The 17,115-nt window shown below is 72.3% G+C and carries 20 protein-coding genes and 1 riboswitch; of the genes, 14 read left to right on the top strand and 6 right to left on the bottom strand.

Annotation, left to right across the window (positions count from 1 at the left end):
- Positions 1–135 precede the first annotated feature (135 nt).
- Positions 136–1,827, top strand: a complete 1,692-nt coding sequence (locus ACFWPT_RS18925) for a globin domain-containing protein (protein WP_380482900.1) — start codon at positions 136–138, stop codon at positions 1,825–1,827.
- Between the two features lie 40 nt (positions 1,828–1,867).
- Here the strand turns inward: ACFWPT_RS18925 and ACFWPT_RS18920 are convergent, their stop codons facing one another.
- Positions 1,868–2,410 (bottom strand): NUDIX domain-containing protein, encoded by a 543-nt coding sequence (locus tag ACFWPT_RS18920; protein ID WP_063348425.1) that lies wholly within the window; start codon positions 2,408–2,410, stop codon positions 1,868–1,870.
- A 327-nt stretch (positions 2,411–2,737) separates the two neighbouring features.
- On the opposite strand from ACFWPT_RS18920, the gene ACFWPT_RS18915 reads away from it, so the two are divergent.
- Positions 2,738–3,613 (top strand): IclR family transcriptional regulator, encoded by an 876-nt coding sequence (locus ACFWPT_RS18915; RefSeq protein ID WP_380371348.1) that lies wholly within the window; start codon positions 2,738–2,740, stop codon positions 3,611–3,613.
- 248 nt (positions 3,614–3,861) lie between these two features.
- A complete protein-coding gene (locus tag ACFWPT_RS18910) occupies positions 3,862–4,287 on the top strand; it encodes an SsgA family sporulation/cell division regulator (protein WP_380482898.1) in 426 nt (141 codons plus the stop codon).
- Positions 4,288–4,423: 136 nt separating this feature from the next.
- Here ACFWPT_RS18910 and ACFWPT_RS18905 read toward each other — a convergent pair whose 3' ends face one another.
- The gene (locus ACFWPT_RS18905) at positions 4,424–4,804 is read right to left on the bottom strand and encodes a phage holin family protein (RefSeq protein WP_063351244.1); all 381 of its coding nucleotides are present in this window, start codon (positions 4,802–4,804) and stop codon (positions 4,424–4,426) included.
- Positions 4,805–4,957: 153 nt separating this feature from the next.
- Here ACFWPT_RS18905 and ACFWPT_RS18900 point away from each other — a divergent pair, with 153 nt between their 5' ends.
- From ACFWPT_RS18900 to ACFWPT_RS18865, 8 genes are all read left to right on the top strand, one after another.
- Positions 4,958–5,275 carry a cupin domain-containing protein gene (locus ACFWPT_RS18900; protein ID WP_063348423.1) on the top strand — a complete coding sequence of 106 codons (318 nt, stop codon included), beginning with the start codon at positions 4,958–4,960 and terminating at the stop codon, positions 5,273–5,275.
- 91 nt (positions 5,276–5,366) lie between these two features.
- Entirely contained in the window at positions 5,367–6,035 is a 669-nt protein-coding gene (gene tenA, locus ACFWPT_RS18895; protein WP_063348422.1) for a thiaminase II, read from the top strand.
- Between the two features lie 216 nt (positions 6,036–6,251).
- Positions 6,252–6,452 carry a DUF5326 family protein gene (locus ACFWPT_RS18890; RefSeq protein WP_380482896.1) on the top strand — a complete coding sequence of 67 codons (201 nt, stop codon included), beginning with the start codon at positions 6,252–6,254 and terminating at the stop codon, positions 6,450–6,452.
- 138 nt (positions 6,453–6,590) lie between these two features.
- A riboswitch (TPP riboswitch) is annotated at positions 6,591–6,725 on the top strand.
- Positions 6,721–8,598, top strand: a complete 1,878-nt coding sequence (gene thiC / locus ACFWPT_RS18885; protein WP_380482894.1) for a phosphomethylpyrimidine synthase ThiC — start codon at positions 6,721–6,723, stop codon at positions 8,596–8,598. Its footprint overlaps the riboswitch before it by 5 nt.
- A gap of 158 nt (positions 8,599–8,756) precedes the next feature.
- Complete coding sequence (locus ACFWPT_RS18880) at positions 8,757–8,984, top strand: AbrB/MazE/SpoVT family DNA-binding domain-containing protein (protein WP_380482892.1); 228 nt, start codon at positions 8,757–8,759, stop codon at positions 8,982–8,984.
- On the top strand, positions 8,974–9,420 hold the full coding sequence (locus tag ACFWPT_RS18875) for a type II toxin-antitoxin system VapC family toxin (protein ID WP_380482890.1): 447 nt from the start codon (positions 8,974–8,976) through the stop codon (positions 9,418–9,420). The genes ACFWPT_RS18880 and ACFWPT_RS18875 overlap by 11 nt, the downstream gene beginning before the upstream one ends.
- 132 nt (positions 9,421–9,552) lie before the next feature.
- Entirely contained in the window at positions 9,553–9,783 is a 231-nt protein-coding gene (locus ACFWPT_RS18870) for a hypothetical protein (protein WP_043915407.1), read from the top strand.
- Complete coding sequence (locus ACFWPT_RS18865; protein WP_380482888.1) at positions 9,780–10,187, top strand: type II toxin-antitoxin system VapC family toxin; 408 nt, start codon at positions 9,780–9,782, stop codon at positions 10,185–10,187. The genes ACFWPT_RS18870 and ACFWPT_RS18865 overlap by 4 nt, the downstream gene beginning before the upstream one ends.
- A gap of 43 nt (positions 10,188–10,230) precedes the next feature.
- Here the strand turns inward: ACFWPT_RS18865 and ACFWPT_RS18860 are convergent, their stop codons facing one another.
- Positions 10,231–10,662 (bottom strand): CBS domain-containing protein, encoded by a 432-nt coding sequence (locus tag ACFWPT_RS18860; RefSeq protein ID WP_380482886.1) that lies wholly within the window; start codon positions 10,660–10,662, stop codon positions 10,231–10,233.
- 256 nt (positions 10,663–10,918) lie between these two features.
- Here ACFWPT_RS18860 and ACFWPT_RS18855 point away from each other — a divergent pair, with 256 nt between their 5' ends.
- Entirely contained in the window at positions 10,919–11,368 is a 450-nt protein-coding gene (locus tag ACFWPT_RS18855; protein ID WP_063348418.1) for a DUF5994 family protein, read from the top strand.
- A gap of 212 nt (positions 11,369–11,580) precedes the next feature.
- Complete coding sequence (locus ACFWPT_RS18850) at positions 11,581–12,072, top strand: hypothetical protein (RefSeq protein WP_063348417.1); 492 nt, start codon at positions 11,581–11,583, stop codon at positions 12,070–12,072.
- Here the strand turns inward: ACFWPT_RS18850 and ACFWPT_RS18845 are convergent.
- The 3 genes from ACFWPT_RS18845 to ACFWPT_RS18835 all read right to left on the bottom strand — a co-directional run bounded on the left by ACFWPT_RS18845 (position 12,030) and on the right by ACFWPT_RS18835 (position 15,623).
- Complete coding sequence (locus tag ACFWPT_RS18845) at positions 12,030–12,863, bottom strand: hypothetical protein (RefSeq protein WP_380371370.1); 834 nt, start codon at positions 12,861–12,863, stop codon at positions 12,030–12,032. The two genes, ACFWPT_RS18850 and ACFWPT_RS18845, sit on opposite strands and share 43 nt — an antisense overlap.
- Positions 12,864–13,103: 240 nt before the next feature.
- Positions 13,104–14,351, bottom strand: a complete 1,248-nt coding sequence (locus ACFWPT_RS18840) for a metallophosphoesterase (protein WP_159398468.1) — start codon at positions 14,349–14,351, stop codon at positions 13,104–13,106.
- A 114-nt stretch (positions 14,352–14,465) separates the two neighbouring features.
- Positions 14,466–15,623: a LacI family DNA-binding transcriptional regulator gene (locus ACFWPT_RS18835; protein ID WP_051838156.1), complete on the bottom strand. Its 1,158-nt coding sequence runs from the start codon at positions 15,621–15,623 to the stop codon at positions 14,466–14,468.
- 383 nt (positions 15,624–16,006) lie between these two features.
- Here ACFWPT_RS18835 and hisC point away from each other — a divergent pair, with 383 nt between their 5' ends.
- Positions 16,007–17,083: a histidinol-phosphate transaminase gene (hisC, locus tag ACFWPT_RS18830; protein WP_063348414.1), complete on the top strand. Its 1,077-nt coding sequence runs from the start codon at positions 16,007–16,009 to the stop codon at positions 17,081–17,083.
- Positions 17,084–17,115: the final 32 nt, after the last annotated feature.

Genomic DNA, 17,115 nt, shown 5'->3' with positions numbered 1-17,115 from the left:
GTCCGGGCTTCGCGTGATTTGTCGGATGAGCAGGTCGGGCGTGCCACGCTGCCTAGGCGTCAGCAGAGACAAGCCAGGTGGCGACGCAGGCCGGCCGGAGGCGAAACGATTCTCTTGGGTACTCGAAACGTTGCGGTGAAGTCCCGCAGAACACTTCTGGTCCGCACCGGGCACGGCTCGGCGGGCGCCGCCTCCGTCCCGGGCCTGCCGGAGCTCCCGGCGGACATGGCGGCGGACCCGACGGCAGACCCGATGGCGCACGTGACGGCTGAGGTGACGGTGGCCGGGATGGCAGCCGCGATGGCGTCCGGGGCGGGGCCCGAACGGCCGCCGATGCCGCTGGACCCGCCGGACCTCCCGCCGCAGATCCCGGCCGAGGCGCCGACGGCCGTCCTCCCGGCGGTGCCCGCCCTCCCGTGGGTGCCCGCCCCGCCGGTGCAGCCGCCGGCCGTCCCCGCGCCCGGCTACCCGGAGCCGCCTGCCGAGCCGCCTGCCGTCCCCGCGTTCCGGCCGCTGTTCACCGATGCTCCCGGCCTCAACTGGGCTGGACCCGGCGACAGTTGGACCAGGGCCTGGGCCGCGCAGGAGCCCGCCGAGGGCCGGCCGACCCAACTGTCGGCCCCGCTGCCCGCCCCGCTGCCCGCCCCCGACCGCAGCGCCCCCGACCGCGGCGCCTCCGCCGTCGAACAGCCGCTCACCGTACGGGACGTGGAGCTGATCCGGGCCAGCCTGGCGGTCGTCGAGCCGGTCGCCGACCGCGCCACCGCGCACTTCTACGCGCTGATCTTCCTGCACCACCCCGAGGTCCGGGCGCTCTTCCCCGCCGCCATGGACGTCCAGCGGGACCGCCTGTTCCGCGCGCTGCTGGCCGCCGCCCGCAGCGCCGACGACCCGGCCGGCCTGCGCGTCCACCTCGGCGCGCTCGGCCGCGGCCACCGCCGGTACGGCACGCTGACCGGCCACTACGGCCCGGTGGGCGAGTGCCTGGTGCAGGCGCTGGCCAGGTACGCGGGCAGCCGGTGGGACGCCGAGACCGAGCTGGCCTGGCGCCGGGTCTACCGGCTGGTCTCCTCGATCATGATCGAGGCCGCCGAGGACGCCGCCCGCACCTCGCCGCCCTGGTGGCAGGGCGAGGTGGTCCGGCACGAGCGCCGCACCCGGGACGTCGCGGTGATCACCGTCCGGCCGGACCAGGCGTACCCGTACCGGGCCGGGCAGTACACCAGTCTGGAGACGCCCTGGTGGCCGCGGGTCTGGCGGCACTTCTCGTTCGCCTCGGCCCCCCGGCCGGACGGGCTGCTGACCTTCCACGTGAAGGCCGTCCAGGCGGGCTGGGTGAGCAACGCGCTCGTCCACCGGGCCGCGCCCGGGGACGTCCTGCGGCTGGGCCCGGCGGCCGGCACGATGACCGCCGACCACGTCGCCGGCGCGGACCTGCTCTGCCTCGGCGGCGGCACCGGCATCGCGCCGATCCGCGCGCTGGTCGAGGAGGTGGCCGAGCGCGGCACGCCGGTCGGCGCCGTCGACGTGTTCTACGGGGCCCGCCGCGCCGCCGATCTGTACGAGCTGGACGGGCTGGACGAGTTGGCCCGGCGGCTGCCGTGGCTCACGGTGCGGCCGGTGCTCTCCGGCACCGGGCCGGCCGAGGGTGCGCTGACCGGCGAACTCCCTGAGGTGGTAGGGCGGTTCGGGCCGTGGGCCGGGCGGGAGGCGTTCCTCAGCGGGCCGCCCGCGATGGTCCGCCGGGGCGTCGGGGTGCTGCTGCGCTCGGGCGTGCCGGCCGAGCGGATCCGGCACGACCTGGTGGGCGACCTCGCGGCGGGGTGAGTGGGCGGCGGGGTGAGTGGGCGGCGGGGTGATCGGTCGGTCAGCCGAGGTCCGGGGCGAGCAGCGCGCGGACGCCCTCGATGTTGGCCGCCAGGTACGCCCGCAGCCGGGGCGGGACGACGTTGACGGAGGTCACCCCCTCGCGGGTGAACGGCAACCGGACCACCTGGTACTCGCCGTTGGGCTCGTCCACCTCGGGGCCGTGCCGCCGGCTGAGGTCCATCGAGGCGAGCCGGCAGGCGAAGAAGTGCTGCACCTTGACCCCGTGCGGGTGGAGCAGGGTGCCGTCGTCATGGTGCGTGTGGCTGATGGTGTCGACGAAGGCGGGCACCACGTCGACGATCTTGCCGCCGAGTTCCTCGTCCACCTCGCGGTGCAGCGCCTCGACCACGGTGCGGTCGCCGCGTTCGACCCCGCCGCCGGGAGTGATCCAGTACGGCTGGGGCGAGCCGGGCCGGACCCGCCGGATCAGCACGATCGAGGCCGGGCCGTACGGGTCGTCCGGGTCGAGCTCCAGCAGGATCGCCCGCGCGGTGCGCTTCACCACCGGGCGGGGCGGCGGGGTTCGGTTGTCGGGGCCCATGGCGACCTCCGGGGCTGGAGCGTTGTGCGGGAGTCTCCCGCGGGACGGTCCGGCCGAAACCCGCCCGAACCGGTGCGTCCGTTCGGGGGCGGGGAGTAACTGCGGATAGATCTTGGATAGCGAAGGTGAATCTTGAACTGATCTTCCAAATGTCGATCGATTCTGATATTTACCTTCGAATCGAAGGATTTTGCCGAGTGATCGCTGTAAGAGTGATTGCAGGGAGGTCATCCCTGTGCTGCAATGAGCCACTATCGGGCAGATCGGAGGGCTTCGCTCCGGATGCCCTTTCTGTGCATTGACTCGGGCTGGGGGATGGACGTGGCCATGGATCAGATCGCAGAGCCGTCCAGGACGGTCCGCACCGGGCGCGTCGCCAGGTCGCCGACGCCCACCTCGCCGCCCGGCAGCCCGCCGACGCCCACCTCGCCGTCCACCTCGCCGTCCACCTCGCCGGGCAAAGGCCGCGGCCCCACCCTGATCGGCTCCGTCCAGCGGGCGCTGCGGCTGCTGGAGGCAGTCGGGGGATTCCGGCAGGGCGCCACCGCCAAGCAACTGGCCCGCGCCGCCGGACTGCCGCTCGGCACCGCCTACCACCTGCTGCGCACCCTCACCCACGAGGGCTACCTCCGGCGCTCCGACGGCCGGTTCTTCTACGGGGAGTCGGTCAACGGCATAGGCCGGGCCGACGACCGGCAGTCCGACCGGCACGACCTGCGCACGCGGATGCAGCGGTTACGGGACGAACTCGGGGCCCCGGTCTACTTCGCGCTCTACCGGGACGGCGAGATCCACGTGGTGGACGTCGCCGACGACCCCGGCCGCCCCGCCGTCCAGCCCTGGGCCGACCTCCGTGCCACCGGCCACGCGCACGCCATCGGCCAGTGCCTGCTCGGCCAACTGTCCGAGGAGGAGCGCCGTGACCACCTCGCCCGCCACCCGCCGGTCGGGCTCACCCCCTCCACCGTCACCGGCGAGGCCGCCGTCCTGCGCCGGCTCGCCTCGCTGCGGCCGACCATGCCCGTCCTGGAACGTCAGGAGTACGCGCTCGGCACCGTCTGCGCGGCCGTCCCCATCACCGTCGGGCCGATGGTCGCCACCATGGCCCTGTCGCTGCCGGTCGAACAGGCCGACCGGCTGACCGTCGTCGCCGGCCAACTGCGGCGCAGCGTGGGCGCGATGGGCCCGTCGTTCGTCCTCTGACGCTCCTCGCGCCGGTACGGATCCCGTCCGTTCACCATTTGAAAAAGCACACCTTGTCCACTACGTCCCCAAACGTGGACGATGGTGATCTAACAGGGATTGGTTGCACAAAACCGTCAGAAACCGCCACCCACCCAGCAATTGACGATCCCGGTCCCGCGCCCGAAGCCCCCCGCATCCGAAGCCCCCCGCCCCCACCGCACGGCCCACCCGGCCGCCCCCCACGCCCCACGAGAGGTACTGGCGCCATGCAGCACAGCACAGTCCAGGGACACCTGGTGATGAACCTCGTGGTCTCGCACGAGCTCTCCTTCCGCATCGTGGTGGACCTGGAGTACGAGCCCGGCGACCCGTACGCCGTCCGGTTCACCTTCCACCTGCCCGGCGACGAACCCGTCACCTGGGTGTTCGCGCGCGAGCTGCTGCTCGACGGCATCAGCCGGCCCTCCGGCGAGGGCGACGTGCACATCCACCCGATCGGCGAGGAGCTCACCGAGGTCTGCATCGTGCTGCACTCCCCCGAGGGGGACGCCCTGCTGCGGGCCTCGGCGCCGCCGCTGGTCGCCTTCCTGGCGCGCACCGACCGGCTGGTGCCGATGGGCCAGGAGATCACCGGGCAGGAACTCGACGCCCAGCTCGCGGACATCCTCCGGGGATGTGAGAACGCGGGGTGAGCGGTGGCCGCGCCGCCGCCACCGACGAAGGGGCCCGCGCCGGGTGAACCACCCGGGCGCGGGCCCCTCTCGTGTTCGGCCGGTCGGTGACCGGCCAGGTCGGGTTCGGCCAGTCGGTGCCCGGCCACGGCCGAGGTCAGTCGTCGTCCAGGGCCAGGTGCAGCCCCCACGAGACCAGGCTGATGATCAGCGAGCCGAGCAGCGCCGGCACGAAGCCCGTGACGTTGAAGTCCAGGTGCAGCTTCCCCGCGGCCCAGGAGGTCAGCCACAGCATCAGGGCGTTGATCACGAAGGTGATCAGCCCCAGGGTGAGGATGAACAGCGGGAACGAGAACAGCTTGACCAGCGGCTTGATCAGGAAGTTGACCAGGCCGAAGACCACGGCGACGGCGACCACCGTCAGGGCCTTGTGTCCCAGGTCGGCCTTGCCGCTCGCGAGTTGGATACCGTTGACGATCCAGGCGGCGACCCAGATGGCCACCGCGTTGATCACTGTCTTGATGAGGAAACCCTTCATGACGCCCAAGCCTGGCAGGCCCCGCCGCCCCGGGGGAAGCTCTCCTCGGACATGTTGGCGCTCCCGCCGGACATCTTGGCGCCCCCGGTCCGGCGCCCGTGGTGTTGAATGCCCGTGGCCCGCACGGTGGATGGACGAAGGAGGGGAGCAGCGGTGAAGCTGTTCCGGTTGGACGAACTGGACGTCGAACGCGCGGCGAACGACGGCGCGTACCTGCGCTTCCTGCGCGAACCGCGGATGTCCGCCGGGCTCTACGCGCTCTCCCCCGGCGACACCGACCCGCAGACCGCGCACGACCAGGACGAGATCTACCAGGTGATCAGCGGCCGCGCCGAACTGACCGTCGGCGCCGAGACCGCCACGGTCGGGCGCGGCACCGTCGTCTACGTCCCGGCCGGCACCGAGCACCGCTTCCACCACGTCACCGAGGAACTGCGGGTCCTGGTGGTGTTCTCCCCGCCCGAGGGCTGACCGTCTGCGGACCGACCGGGAACCGGCCGGGGACCTGCCGGGGACTGACCGTCCGTGGGCCGGCCGCGGCCGACCGTCTAGGGTCCTGGGCATGAGCAAGAGCCTGACGGAAGAACTCTGGGCGGCCATCGAGCCGGTGTACGCCGAGATCCTCGCCCACCCCTTCATCGGCGGCCTCACCGACGGCACCCTGCCGCGTGCGGCCTTCCGCCACTTCGTCGTCCAGGACTCGCACTACCTGCGCGACTACGCCCGCGCGCTCGCCGTCTGCGCCGCCAAGGCGCCCGGCGAGGAGGACGTGCGGGCCTTCGCCGACGACGCGGTCGGCGCGCTGGCCGCCGAACAGGGCATGCACGCCGAGTTCCTGACCGCCTTCGGCGGCAGCGCCGAGCAGGCCGCCGCCGAACCGGTGCTGCCCACCACCCGGGCCTACACCAGCTACCTGCTGGCCACCGTCTATGGCGGCTCCTTCGCCGAGGCCGTCGGCGCGGTGCTGCCCTGCTACTGGATCTACGCCCGGGTCGGCGAGGCGCTGCTCGCCCAGGGCTCCCCCGACCCGCTGTACGCCAAGTGGATCGCCACCTACGGCGACGAGGCGTTCCAGTCCGTCGTCCGCCGGGTGCTGGCGCTCACCGACCGCCTCGGCGAGGAGATCTCCCCGGCCGAACGGCGCCGGGTCGTCGAGCACTTCACGACCACCTCGCGCTACGAGTGGATGTTCTGGGACGCCGCCTGGCGCGGCGAGCGCTGGCCGGTCTGACCGCTGGTCGCATGGGGTGCGGGGCCCTTTCCGGGGGTCGTCCCCGATGCCCGTACCCGGGTCTCCCCGGGGCCCCGGGTCGGGGTGATCTAGGGGTTCTCTCCGGGCCATCGGGCCTCGTTCCGGCACTCGTGTCCCCGTACGATCGAAGTACCGAAAGCAAGCGGGATGCGGCACCGGACGGCAGCCGACCCCACGGGGAGAGAAGGAACGGTCATGGCTGAGCTCTGGAAGTCGCTGCCCTCCTGGGTGCGGAACATCGTCATCCCGGTGCTGGTCCTGGTGCTGCTCTGGAACATCGTGGGATTCGTCTTCGGTGTCGTCGGCGCCCTGCTGAGCATTCTGATCAAGGTGCTGGTCGTCGCCGGCATCGCCGCCGCCGTGGTGGTCCTGGTGAAGAAGGCCGCCAAGGGCTGAGCAACCGCCCGAGGCCCGGCCCCCTGGACGGGGGCCGGGCCTTCGGCGTTCCCGGCGCGGCGTCCGGCCGGCCGGAGGCGTGCTGGACCTGCGGCGATCGGCTCGCTACGGTGTTGGGCGTCATGTGCAGGCAACACCGCCTGCCGACGCGGGAGCTCGGAGCACCGGGCTGAGAGGGCGCTGACCGGGACGTCGACGGACGGACCGACGGCTGCGTCGACCGCAGGAACCTGACCGGGTAATGCCGGCGTAGGGAGTTTGAGGTCAGATGACCACGTTCGAAGCACAGCCGCAGCCTGCCCGCAGCACCGGGAACAGCGGCACCGAGGCCGGCGGCAGCGAGACCGGCGAGGCCGCCACCGCCACCGCCTCCGTCACCAGCGCCGGCACCGGCTACCCCACCCCGGCCTGGCGCAAGGCCTACCGCGAAGGGTCCCGGCCCGACCTGCGGGTCCCGTACCGCGAGGTGCAGCTCACCAACGGCAGGACCGTCCCGCTGTACGACACCTCCGGCCCGTACACCGACCAGGCCTACGAACCCGACGTGCGGCGCGGCCTGCCCGCCCTGCGCGACGCCTGGATCCGCCTGCGCGGCGACGTCGAGGAGTACGACGGCCGCGAGGCGCGCCCCGAGGACGACGGGATCAAGCACACCTCGCCGCGCGGCGGGAACCTGCGCAACCTGGACGCCGTCTTCCCGGGCCGCCCGCGCCGCCCGCTGCGCGGCCGCGGCGGTGCCGCCGTCACCCAACTCGCCTACGCCAAGCGGGGCGTGGTCACCCCCGAGATGGAGTTCGTGGCGCTGCGCGAGGGCCTCGCCCCCGAGTACGTGCGGGCCGAGGTGGCCCGCGGCCGGGCCGTCATCCCGGTCAACGTGAACCACCCCGAGGTGGAGCCGGCGATCATCGGCACCAACTTCCTGGTGAAGATCAACGCCAACATCGGCAACTCCGCCGTCACCTCCTCGATCGAGGAGGAGGTGGAGAAGATGACCTGGGCCACCCGTTGGGGCGCCGACACCGTCATGGACCTCTCCACCGGCCGCAACATCCACACCACCCGCGAGTGGATCCTGCGCAACTCCCCCGTGCCGATCGGCACCGTGCCGCTCTACCAGGCCCTGGAGAAGGTCGACGGCAAGGCCGAGGACCTGAGCTGGGAGGTGTACCGGGACACCGTCATCGAGCAGTGCGAGCAGGGCGTCGACTACATGACCGTCCACGCCGGCGTCCTGCTCCGGTACGTCCCGCTGACCGCCCGCCGCAAGACCGGCATCGTCTCGCGCGGCGGCTCGATCATGGCCGCCTGGTGCCTGGCGCACCACCAGGAGAACTTCCTCTACAGCAACTTCGAGGAGCTCTGCGACATCCTCGCGCGCTACGACGTCACCTTCTCGCTCGGCGACGGCCTGCGCCCCGGCTCCATCGCGGACGCCAACGACGAGGCGCAGTTCGCCGAACTGCGCACCCTCGGCGAGCTCGGCCGGATCGCCCGCGAGCGCGACGTCCAGGTGATGATCGAGGGCCCGGGCCACGTCCCGATGCACAAGATCAAGGAGAACATGGATCTCCAGCAGGAGATCTGCGACGAGGCGCCGTTCTACACCCTCGGCCCGCTCACCACCGACGTCGCCCCCGGCTACGACCACATCACCTCGGGCATCGGCGCCGCGATGATCGCCTGGTGGGGCACCGCGATGCTCTGCTACGTCACGCCCAAGGAGCACCTGGGCCTGCCCAACCGCGACGACGTCAAGACCGGCGTGATCACCTACAAGATCGCCGCCCACGCCGCCGACCTCGCCAAGGGCCACCCCGGCGCCCAGGACTGGGACGACGCCCTCTCCGACGCCCGCTTCGAGTTCCGCTGGGAGGACCAGTTCAACCTGGCCCTCGACCCGGAGACCGCCCGCGCCTTCCACGACGAGACCCTCCCCGCCGAACCCGCCAAGACGGCCCACTTCTGCTCCATGTGCGGCCCGAAGTTCTGCTCGATGAAGATCAGTCAGAAGATCCGCGCCGAGCACGGCGAGGGTTCCAGTGCCGTGGAGACCGAGTTCGACGCCGAGGCCCTGGCAGGCATGGCGGAGAAGTCCGCCGAGTTCGCCGCCCAGGGCAACCGGGTCTACCTCCCCCTCGCCGACTGACGTCGTTCTGTCGAAGCGCTGCTCCGGGTGTCTCGCTGTTCCTGTGGCAGCGCTTCGGCATGCCTGGGCCACGGCGCCGCACTTGGGCCACTGGGGGATCCGGTCGCCGAGCTAGTATTACGTGGTAGTGGTAATACGTGCTACTTCGGAGGCGGGAGATGCGGCTCAACAGCAAGGGGCAGGTCACGATCCCTGCGGATCTTCGCGAGAAGTGCGGCCTGCGTCCCGGGGATGAGGTGGACGTCATCGAGGAGGACGGCGTCCTGCGGATAGTGCGTCGGGCAGGCCACGGCACCAGGGGGCAGCGGGCGGCCCGCCGGATGAGGGGAAGCGCCGCGGGCGGCATGTCCACTGACGAGATCATGGAGCTGTTGCGTGGCGAGTAGCCGGTTGAGGCTGGTCGAACCGGGCCGGGCGCGGCCGGTGACGCTGGTGGACTCCTGCGTGCTGCTGGATCTGATGACGGACGACGAGACCTGGGCCGATTGGTCGGAGGCCGCGCTGTCCAAGGCCCAGGACGAGGGCGAAGTGGTGATCAACCCGATCGTCTACGCGGAGGTCTCGGTGGCATACGCCGCGATCGAGGACCTTGACGCCGTCCTTCCGGCCGAGGACTTCGGGCGGGAGCCGCTCCCCTACGAGGCGGGGTTCCTGGCCGGCAAGGCATTTCTGCTGTACCGCAAGCGCGGCGGGCAGAAGACCGCACCGTTGCCGGACTTCTACATCGGTGCGCATGCGGCGGTGCGCGGCTACCGGTTGTTGACCCGTGATGCCACGCGCTACCGCACGTACTTCCCGACCATCGAGTTGATCTGCCCCTAGTCGGGCTGCCACTGGCCGACTGAGGCTGCCGTGCACGGCGAGCCCTCCCCCGGGTGCGGGGGAGGGCTCGCCGCGCGAACCGCGCGGGCTTGACTGTCTGCATTGTGCAGGCATCGGCGCTAGAATGCAGATATGACAGCGCTCACCATCCGGGACGTCCCGGACGACCAGATCCAGACCCTGAAGGTCCGCGCCGCCCAGGCCGGCAAGTCGCTGCAGGCGTTCATGCAGGACCTGATCGCCAGGGAGGCGTCCAGGCCCACGATGGCGGAGATGATGGCGCGGTTGGACCGCGAGACCACCGCCCGTGTCAGTGCCGCCGACGTCGTCGCGGCCATCGACGAGGGGCGAGCCGGGCGTTGATCGTCATCGACTGTTCCGCCCTGGTCCTGGTCCTCACGGCGCACGGCCCGGACGGGGAACTCGTCCGGGGCCGGGTGGCCACGGCGGGGGACGTCTACGCCCCCACCCTCCTGGACTACGAGATCCAGTCGGCCCTCCTCGGCATGCAGCGGGGCGGCAAGCTGACCGAGCGGGAAGTGGAACGAGCGGTCGCCGCCTACCGGATGCTTCCCATTGCCAAGCGGGAGACGCTGGCGTTCTGGGACAGGGTGAAGAAGCTGCATGCCAACCTCAGCGCCTACGACGCCCAGTACGTCGCCCTGGCGGAGGCCCTCGGCGTACCGCTGATCACCAGTGACGCGAGGATCAGGCGCAGCGGCGCGGCGAAGTGCGACATCGAGGTCTTCGCCTCGACCGGCCCCTAGCCGGAGCAGCGCGCCTCAGCGGTGCCCGGCGGGGCGGTGCGGGTCAGGCGAGGGCGGGGGCGGGTTCGAGGAGGCCGGTGGCGCGGTCGGCGGTGAGGATGCCGAGGATGTAGCCGTCGTCGTCGACGACGGGCCAGACCGCCATGCGCTTGACCCGCATCGCGATCGCGGCCAGGGCCAGGCCCAGGCCCGGCCAGGCGAACGGGCCGCGCTGGTGCGCGGTGGTGCTGATCGAGGTCCGCTCGGTGGTCCGGGGGTGCTCCAGGAAGGGGTGGAGCCCGGTGCGGGTGACCAGCCCCTCGCACCGGCCGTCGTGGCCGCGGACGAGCAGGTACTCGACGTGGGCGCCGCGCAGGATGTCGTTGGCCTGGTCGACGGTGCTGTCGTCGGCTATCTGGTACTCGCAGGGCTCCATCGCGTCGGCGACCGTGAGGCCGTGACCGGTGCGTGCCGCCTGCGGGGCGTGAGTGGTCACGGTGGTCACCGCTTCCCGTCCCCGGGTGCCCGGCCGGAACGGCCCGGACGACCCTTCACCCAGAACGAAGCCGGAACGGGTACCGGGATGCGGAATGCCCTGGATGTCTTCGAGCGTACTCCCGTGACGGGAGGCCCGTCGGAGGGTGCCGCGGAGTACCGTTGGGAGACAACCGAGGACATTCCGTATACCGGTACCGGCGCTGGTGTCGCCCTAGGTCATGACAGGTCCCTGCGGACCGGACGGGCGGCTTCTGATGCTGCCGATCCCCCTCCCTGTTCCCGCCACCCCCGGGCCGTGGTCCGTGCCCGGTGTCCCGCTGCTGCCACGTCTGGTGCTGGAGCCGACGATGTCGCGGGGCGGGGTCTTCGACGGCGCCTGGTGGCCGCGTTCGAACCGGGTGCTGGCCGAACTGCCGGACTTGGTCACCGCGCTCGGCGCCCACCTGGGGCGCATCATCCGGGTGGGCCTCGACACCTCGGCCTGGGACGGCGTGCCCCGGTCCGTCGTGGTGAACGGCCTCCTGATCAGGGTCAACTGGCTCACCAGCAGCCACGCGACCATCAGCGTCACCCGCGGCTTCCAGGACCACTTCCTCCTCCTGGTGGTGCCGCCCCGTACCGACCCGGAGAAGGCCTCCACGGCGATGGCGGGGGCGTCCGCGACCGGGAACCACACCCCGGCGGCCGAACTGCTGACCTCCTGACGGCTGTTGCCCACCGGCACCCGGTGAACCGAGCCGGAAGACGACGGTCTGCACCCGGGGGGAACCGGCTCCCCCGTGCGGGGGAGCAGCGGCGCACCACCGGACGTCGTACCGGGGTATGACGGTTGATCCGGCCCCGTGGTGTGACGACCGCCCGGTCGGTGTCACGGGAGGGTGAGGCCAACAGCCGAACGAGGGTGAGGAGCCCGAAGATGTCCGCGATCCGCCGTCAGACCAGCACCGCCGCCCGGGCCTTCCTGGCGTTGCCGGCCGGGGTGGTGGGGGCGGCGCTGGTGCTCGCCGGCCGGCCCGGTCGGGCCGCGCGGTGGCAGGCGTGGGTGTCCGGGGGCCGGGGCTGGACCGGTGGCCGGGTGCTGGGGCGGGCGGCGCTCGGGTTGCCGTTGGACGCGGCGGCGTTCCTGCTGGTGGGGTACTCGCTCTTCAACTCGGTGCGGAACTTCGGGTACCCGGTCTGGTACCTGGACACGGACTACCACCAGGCCTGGGGCGGCCCGACCATGGCCGGGGTGTGGGCGGTGCATGCGGCCGGCTGGGGGCTCTGCCTGTACGTGCTGCTGCGCTGGCCGGTGGGGTGGCTCGCGCGCGGCCAGCGGGCGCTGGGCGAGCGGCTGCTGGGCGGACGGCCGCCGGTGTCCGGTGTTCAGGTGACGTCGTCGGGGCTGGTGAAGGCGGGGCTGGTGTAGCCGGGGGCGGTGAAGTCGGGGGCCGGGGTGGGGACGGTGCCGGGGCTGGTGAAGTCGGGTGAGGTGTAGTCGGCGGTGGGGACGGGGCCCGGGCTGGAGAAGTCGGGTGAGGTGTACCCCGGGCTGGTGAAGTCGGGGGCGCCGGCGGGGACGGCGGGCAGGTGGGTGTGCAGGTAGGGGAGCAGGCCGTGGTCGCGCAGCGCGGTGCGCCATTCGCGGCGGGCGTCGGCGAGTTCGGCGGCGAGTTCGGGGTCGGTGCCGGCCGGGGCGGCGGCGCCGCCGTCGCGTATGGCGGTGAGGACGAGTCCGATGATGCCGATGGCCATCGCGGCGACTCCGGCGGCGAGGGCGACCCAGCCGGCGGTGACGAGGCTGCGGGCGAGGGTGAGGTCGGGGTTGGCGGCGCGCAGCAGGTAGCCGATGAGCAGCAGGACGAGGGCGGCGGTCCAGGCGAGGACCGGGGTGAGCACGGTGAGGACGGGGAAGAGCCCGGCGCCGCCGTTGGCGGAGCGCAGTTGGGTGAGCAGTCCGGGGGCGATGGGTTCGGCGCCCGGGGGCGGCGGGGGTGTGGTGCGCAGGGTCTCGCGCAGCCGGGTGTAGTGCGCGTACTCGGTGGCGGCCGCGGCGGCGATGGCGTCGGCGTCGCGCAGGGCGCGGATGCGCAGCTGGTCGGTGGTGAGCGCGCCGGGTGCGCGTAGGGCGGTGAGGACGGTGCGGTCGCGCAGGGCTTCGGCGAGGAGGCGCTCGTATTCAGGGCGGTCCTCGGCGAGCAGCGGCGGGGGGTTGGTCATGGGGACCCCGTTCATGCGGACCCCGGTTCGCTCCGCCCCAGGGGCCGCGGGGCCCTCAGGGGCGCCGAAACGGGCGCGGAGGCGGGCCGCCGGACGGGCGGCCGGGTGTGGTGTGCCTCATGGTAGGGGCGGGCGCGGCCGTGCTGACAGTCGGTTTCCGGAATTTCGCGCCCCGGCCCGCGCGCGTGCGGTGGCCCGGGCGCCGGGAACGCCCGTTCGACCGGCCCCGGTTCGCGGGCCTCAGTTGACGGGGAGTCGGGCGACGAGCAGGCGCCCTTCCATGGTGACACCGCCGTCCATGGCCACCGCGAGGTCGTCGGCGTAGACGTAGGGGCCGGGGATGTGCGGCGGCTGGCCGTCGTCGGCGTGCACCGCGCCGGTGAGGTACGGGATGGGGCTGTGCCCGTGCACGATGCGGGTGCCGCCGTAGGTGTCGAGGAGTTCGTGGACGGCCGTCGGGCCGGCGTCGCCGCGGAAGGCGAAGCGCTTGGTGAAGCGGCGGAAGCAGTCCCACCACTCGTCGACGCCCTCGTCGGCGAGCAGGCTGTGGACGGCGTCGTTGACGTCGGGGATGGACTCGCCGTACTCCAGGTACGCGGTGGTGTCGGAGTGCAGCAGCAGGTGGCCGTCCTCCAGCGCGATGGCGGGCAGCCGGGAGAGCCAGCTGATGTGGTGGCCCTCCAGGCGGTCCAGGTCGTGCTGCTGGCCGCCGTTGAGCCGCCAGGCGGCGAGGAAGGAGGCGGTGCCGGCGGTGGACTGGACGGGTTCGTCGCCGTACCGGGCGGCGCCGAGGAAGAGCAGTTCGTGATTGCCCATCAGGGCGCGGCAGTAGCCGCCGGCGGCGGCGGCTTCGGCGGCGAGCTGCATCACGAGGTCGATGACGCCGATGCCGTCGGGGCCGCGGTCGGTGAAGTCGCCGAGGAACCAGATCCGGGAGCGGCCGGCGGACCAGTGGCCTTCGGCGTCGATCAGGCCCTGGTGGCGCAGCTCGGCGCGCAGTTCCTCCAGGTAGCCGTGCACGTCGCCGACGACGTAGAGCGGGCCGGGGGGCTCGCCGGGGCCGGGGGCGGGGTACGGGTAGCTGGGTGCGGAGGGGTCGGGCAGCGGCGGGCCGAGTTCGATGGTCGGCGGGTCGTCGCGGCCGGGGGCCTGGTGGGCGGGGGCCTGGTGGCCTGGGGACTGCTGGTCGGGCAGGGTCGGCTCGTAGCCGGGGTGGTCCTGGTGGGAACCGGGGTGGTCCTGGTGGAAGACCGGGGCGTTCTCCGGGGCGTGCACGGTGTGGTCCTGCCCGTCGGCGGGCCAGTGCTGCTCCAGGTAGCGGGCTCCGCCGTAGCCGCTGTAGGTCTCCGCTTCGTACGGCGTGCCGGGGTAGCCGGTGGCGGGCTCCGGTTCGTAGTAGGTGCCGTACGGCAGCACGTCGAGGTCCGGCTGGTGGCGGGGGCCTGAGTCGGGGTGTTCAGGCCCGGGGAAGCGGTCCTCGGGTGTCATTCGCCCATCATAGGAAGACCACTCTCCCGGCGTCGTCACCTGGTGGGTATCCAATCCTCCGGAGCGTCAGCCGGGCCGTCCCGCAAGGTCCGTTTTGTCCCGGCTCGGTATGGTCTAGACCTCGCCCGGGGGTCGGGGAGGGCTGACGGTGGTGCGCGGGCTCCGGCGCTGGGAGGACGCGCGGACGATCAGCTCGGTCGGCATCAGGGTGCCCGGTGGCGGGCCGGTGCCGGCGGTGCGGAAGCGCGGCGGGAAGAGCCGGGCGATGTCGACGCCCGTCCCGGAGTCGACGCCCTCGATGGCGTCGATGAGCAGGTTGACCACGGTGGTGCCGATCCGGCGGGGCTTGAGGGAGAGCGTGGTGATCGGCGGTTCGGTGGTGGCGTAGACGTCGCTCTCGCTGCAGCAGACCAGCAGCAGGTCGTCGGGGACCCGCAGGCCGTAGCGGCGGGCGGCGGCGAGCAGGTCGGTGCCGTTGGGGTCGAACAGGCCGTAGACGGCGTCGGGCCGGTCGGGGCGGGCGAGCAGCCGGTCGGCGGCGACGGCGCCGGCGGCCGGGTCGTGCGCGGGGTAGGCCTCGTAGACCGGCTCCTGGCCGACCTTGGCGCACCAGCCGAGGTAGGCCTCGGTGGAGAGCCGGGTGTAGGTGTCGGTGCTGGTGCCGGTGAGCAGGCCGATGCGGCGGGCGCCGGCCTCGGAGAGGTGGTCGAGGATGCCGAGCACGGCGGCCTCGTGGTCGTTGTCGACCCAGGCGGTGACCGGGCAGTTGCCGGGCTTGCCGTCGCTGACGACCGGGACGCCGGACCGGTACAGCTCGCTGACCAGGGGGTCCTGGTCGGGCGGGTCGATCACCACGGTGCCGTCCAGGGCGATGTTGCCCCAGACGTCGTGGCGGGAGGAGGCGGGCAGCACCACCAGCGCGTAGCCGCGGCCGAGGGCGGCGCTGGTGGCGGCCCGGGCCATCTCGGCGAAGTACGCGAACTCCGTGAAGGTGAACGGTTCTTCGCCGTAGGTCGTGACGGTCAGCCCGATCAGGCCGGACCGTCCGGTGCGCAGGGTGCGGGCGGCCGCGGAGGGCCGGTAGCCGAGGCGTTCGGCGACCTCGCGCACCCGGCTGCGGGTCTCGTCGGGCAGGCGGCCCTTTCCGTTCAGCGCGTCGGAGACGGTGGTGATCGACACTCCGGCGGCTGCTGCCACATCCCGGATGCCGGCCCGCTCCAGACGCCGTGAGGTGGTGGGACGCCGACCGCTCTGGTTGGCTGCTGCTGTCATGGCGGACCGATCGTATGGCTCCTGACAAGGGTCTGTGACCGGCGCATCGGGAGCCCTTGGAGATACGTTTCTCCAAGAGTGAGCCGGGGTGCGCTCCTTCGATACCCGCACGAAACCAGCCGTCTTACCTCTGACATGTGCCAAAGGAACCCGGCAGAATGGCTGATCTGCGCCTGTCACCCGACCGGGCATCTCACCCCTACGGGTGAGCGCGGTCGGTATCGTTCAAGGCACCCGACCGGGGTGCCCCGGACGCGTTCCGAGATCCCGGGCACGGTGGCGATCCCACAGGTGGCGGGGGCGACCGCACCGGAGAACACGCGCCGAACACGCGCCGAACGCGTGCCGAACGCGCGCGGACAGCATCGAGAAGGAGTAGGACCGTGACGAGTACGTCAGCGCAGGGCCCGCGGCTGCGGCCGACCCTGGACGGCATCCCCACCTACAAGCCCGGCAAGCCGGCCGGCGCCGACGCGTACAAGCTGTCCTCCAACGAGAACCCGTACGACCCGCTGCCCGGCGTGCTGGAGGCGGCGGTCGCGGCGGCCGGCTCGCTCAACCGCTACCCCGACATGGCCGTCGGCGAGCTCAGCGAGGTGCTGGCCGAGCGCTTCGGCGTGCCCGTCGAGCACATCGCCACCGGCACCGGCTCGGTCGGCGTCGCCCAGTCGCTGATCCTCGCCACGGCGGGCCCCGGCGACGAGGTGGTCTTCGCCTGGCGCTCCTTCGAGGCGTACCCGATCATCACCCAGGTCGCCGGCGCGACCCCCGTCCCGGTGCCGATCACCGAGGCCGGCGACCACGACCTGGACGCGATGCTCGCCGCGATCACCCCGAAGACCCGGCTGGTGTTCGTCTGCAACCCCAACAACCCCACCGGCAACGTGATCCACCGCGCCGAGCTGGAGCGCTTCCTGGACGCCGTCCCGTCCGACGTCCTGGTGGTCGTCGACGAGGCGTACATCGAGTTCATCCGCGACCCCGAGGTGCCCAACGGCATCGACCTCTACCGGGACCGCCCCAACGTCTGCGTGCTGCGCACCTTCTCCAAGGCGTACGGCCTCGCGGGCATGCGGGTCGGCTTCGCGATCGCGCACGAGCCGGTGGCCAACGCGCTGCGCAAGACCGCCGTCCCGTTCGGCGTCAGCCAGCTCGCCCAGAACGCCGCCGTCGCCTCGGTGCGCGCCGAGCAGGCGCTGCTGGAGCGGGTGGACGCGCTGGTCGAGGAGCGCACCCGGGTGGTGGCCGCGCTGCGCGCCCAGGGCTGGGAGATCCCGGACTCGCAGGCCAACTTCGTCTGGCTGGGCCTCGGCGAGCGCTCGCAGGAGTTCGCCGTCGCGTGCGCCGAGGCCGGGGTGATCGTCCGGCCGTTCCCGGAGGGCGTCCGGATCTCGATCGGCGAGACCGAGGGCAACTCGATCTTCCTCTCGGTGGCCGAGGCGTTCCGCAAGACGCTCTGATCCCTCTCCTCTCCGTAGGGTCTTCATCCGTA

The sequence above is a fragment of the Kitasatospora sp. NPDC058478 genome, from assembly GCF_042720345.1.
GTDB lineage: Bacteria > Actinomycetota > Actinomycetes > Streptomycetales > Streptomycetaceae > Kitasatospora.
The sequence above is the reverse complement of the archived record's forward strand: the minus strand, read 5'-3'. Positions and strand labels throughout refer to the sequence as shown.

Coding starts and splice junctions, on each gene's coding strand:
- ACFWPT_RS18920 (WP_063348425.1), bottom strand. CDS start 2,410: ATGGGCCCCGACAACCGAACCCCGCCGCCCCGCCCGGTGGTGAAGCGC.
- ACFWPT_RS18915 (WP_380371348.1), top strand. CDS start 2,738: ATGGATCAGATCGCAGAGCCGTCCAGGACGGTCCGCACCGGGCGCGTC.
- ACFWPT_RS18910 (WP_380482898.1), top strand. CDS start 3,862: ATGCAGCACAGCACAGTCCAGGGACACCTGGTGATGAACCTCGTGGTC.
- ACFWPT_RS18905 (WP_063351244.1), bottom strand. CDS start 4,804: ATGAAGGGTTTCCTCATCAAGACAGTGATCAACGCGGTGGCCATCTGG.
- tenA (WP_063348422.1), top strand. CDS start 5,367: ATGAGCAAGAGCCTGACGGAAGAACTCTGGGCGGCCATCGAGCCGGTG.
- ACFWPT_RS18890 (WP_380482896.1), top strand. CDS start 6,252: ATGGCTGAGCTCTGGAAGTCGCTGCCCTCCTGGGTGCGGAACATCGTC.
- thiC (WP_380482894.1), top strand. CDS start 6,721: ATGACCACGTTCGAAGCACAGCCGCAGCCTGCCCGCAGCACCGGGAAC.
- ACFWPT_RS18880 (WP_380482892.1), top strand. CDS start 8,757: ATGCGGCTCAACAGCAAGGGGCAGGTCACGATCCCTGCGGATCTTCGC.
- ACFWPT_RS18870 (WP_043915407.1), top strand. CDS start 9,553: ATGACAGCGCTCACCATCCGGGACGTCCCGGACGACCAGATCCAGACC.
- ACFWPT_RS18855 (WP_063348418.1), top strand. CDS start 10,919: ATGCTGCCGATCCCCCTCCCTGTTCCCGCCACCCCCGGGCCGTGGTCC.
- ACFWPT_RS18850 (WP_063348417.1), top strand. CDS start 11,581: ATGTCCGCGATCCGCCGTCAGACCAGCACCGCCGCCCGGGCCTTCCTG.
- ACFWPT_RS18845 (WP_380371370.1), bottom strand. CDS start 12,863: ATGACCAACCCCCCGCCGCTGCTCGCCGAGGACCGCCCTGAATACGAG.
- ACFWPT_RS18840 (WP_159398468.1), bottom strand. CDS start 14,351: ATGACACCCGAGGACCGCTTCCCCGGGCCTGAACACCCCGACTCAGGC.
- ACFWPT_RS18835 (WP_051838156.1), bottom strand. CDS start 15,623: ATGACAGCAGCAGCCAACCAGAGCGGTCGGCGTCCCACCACCTCACGG.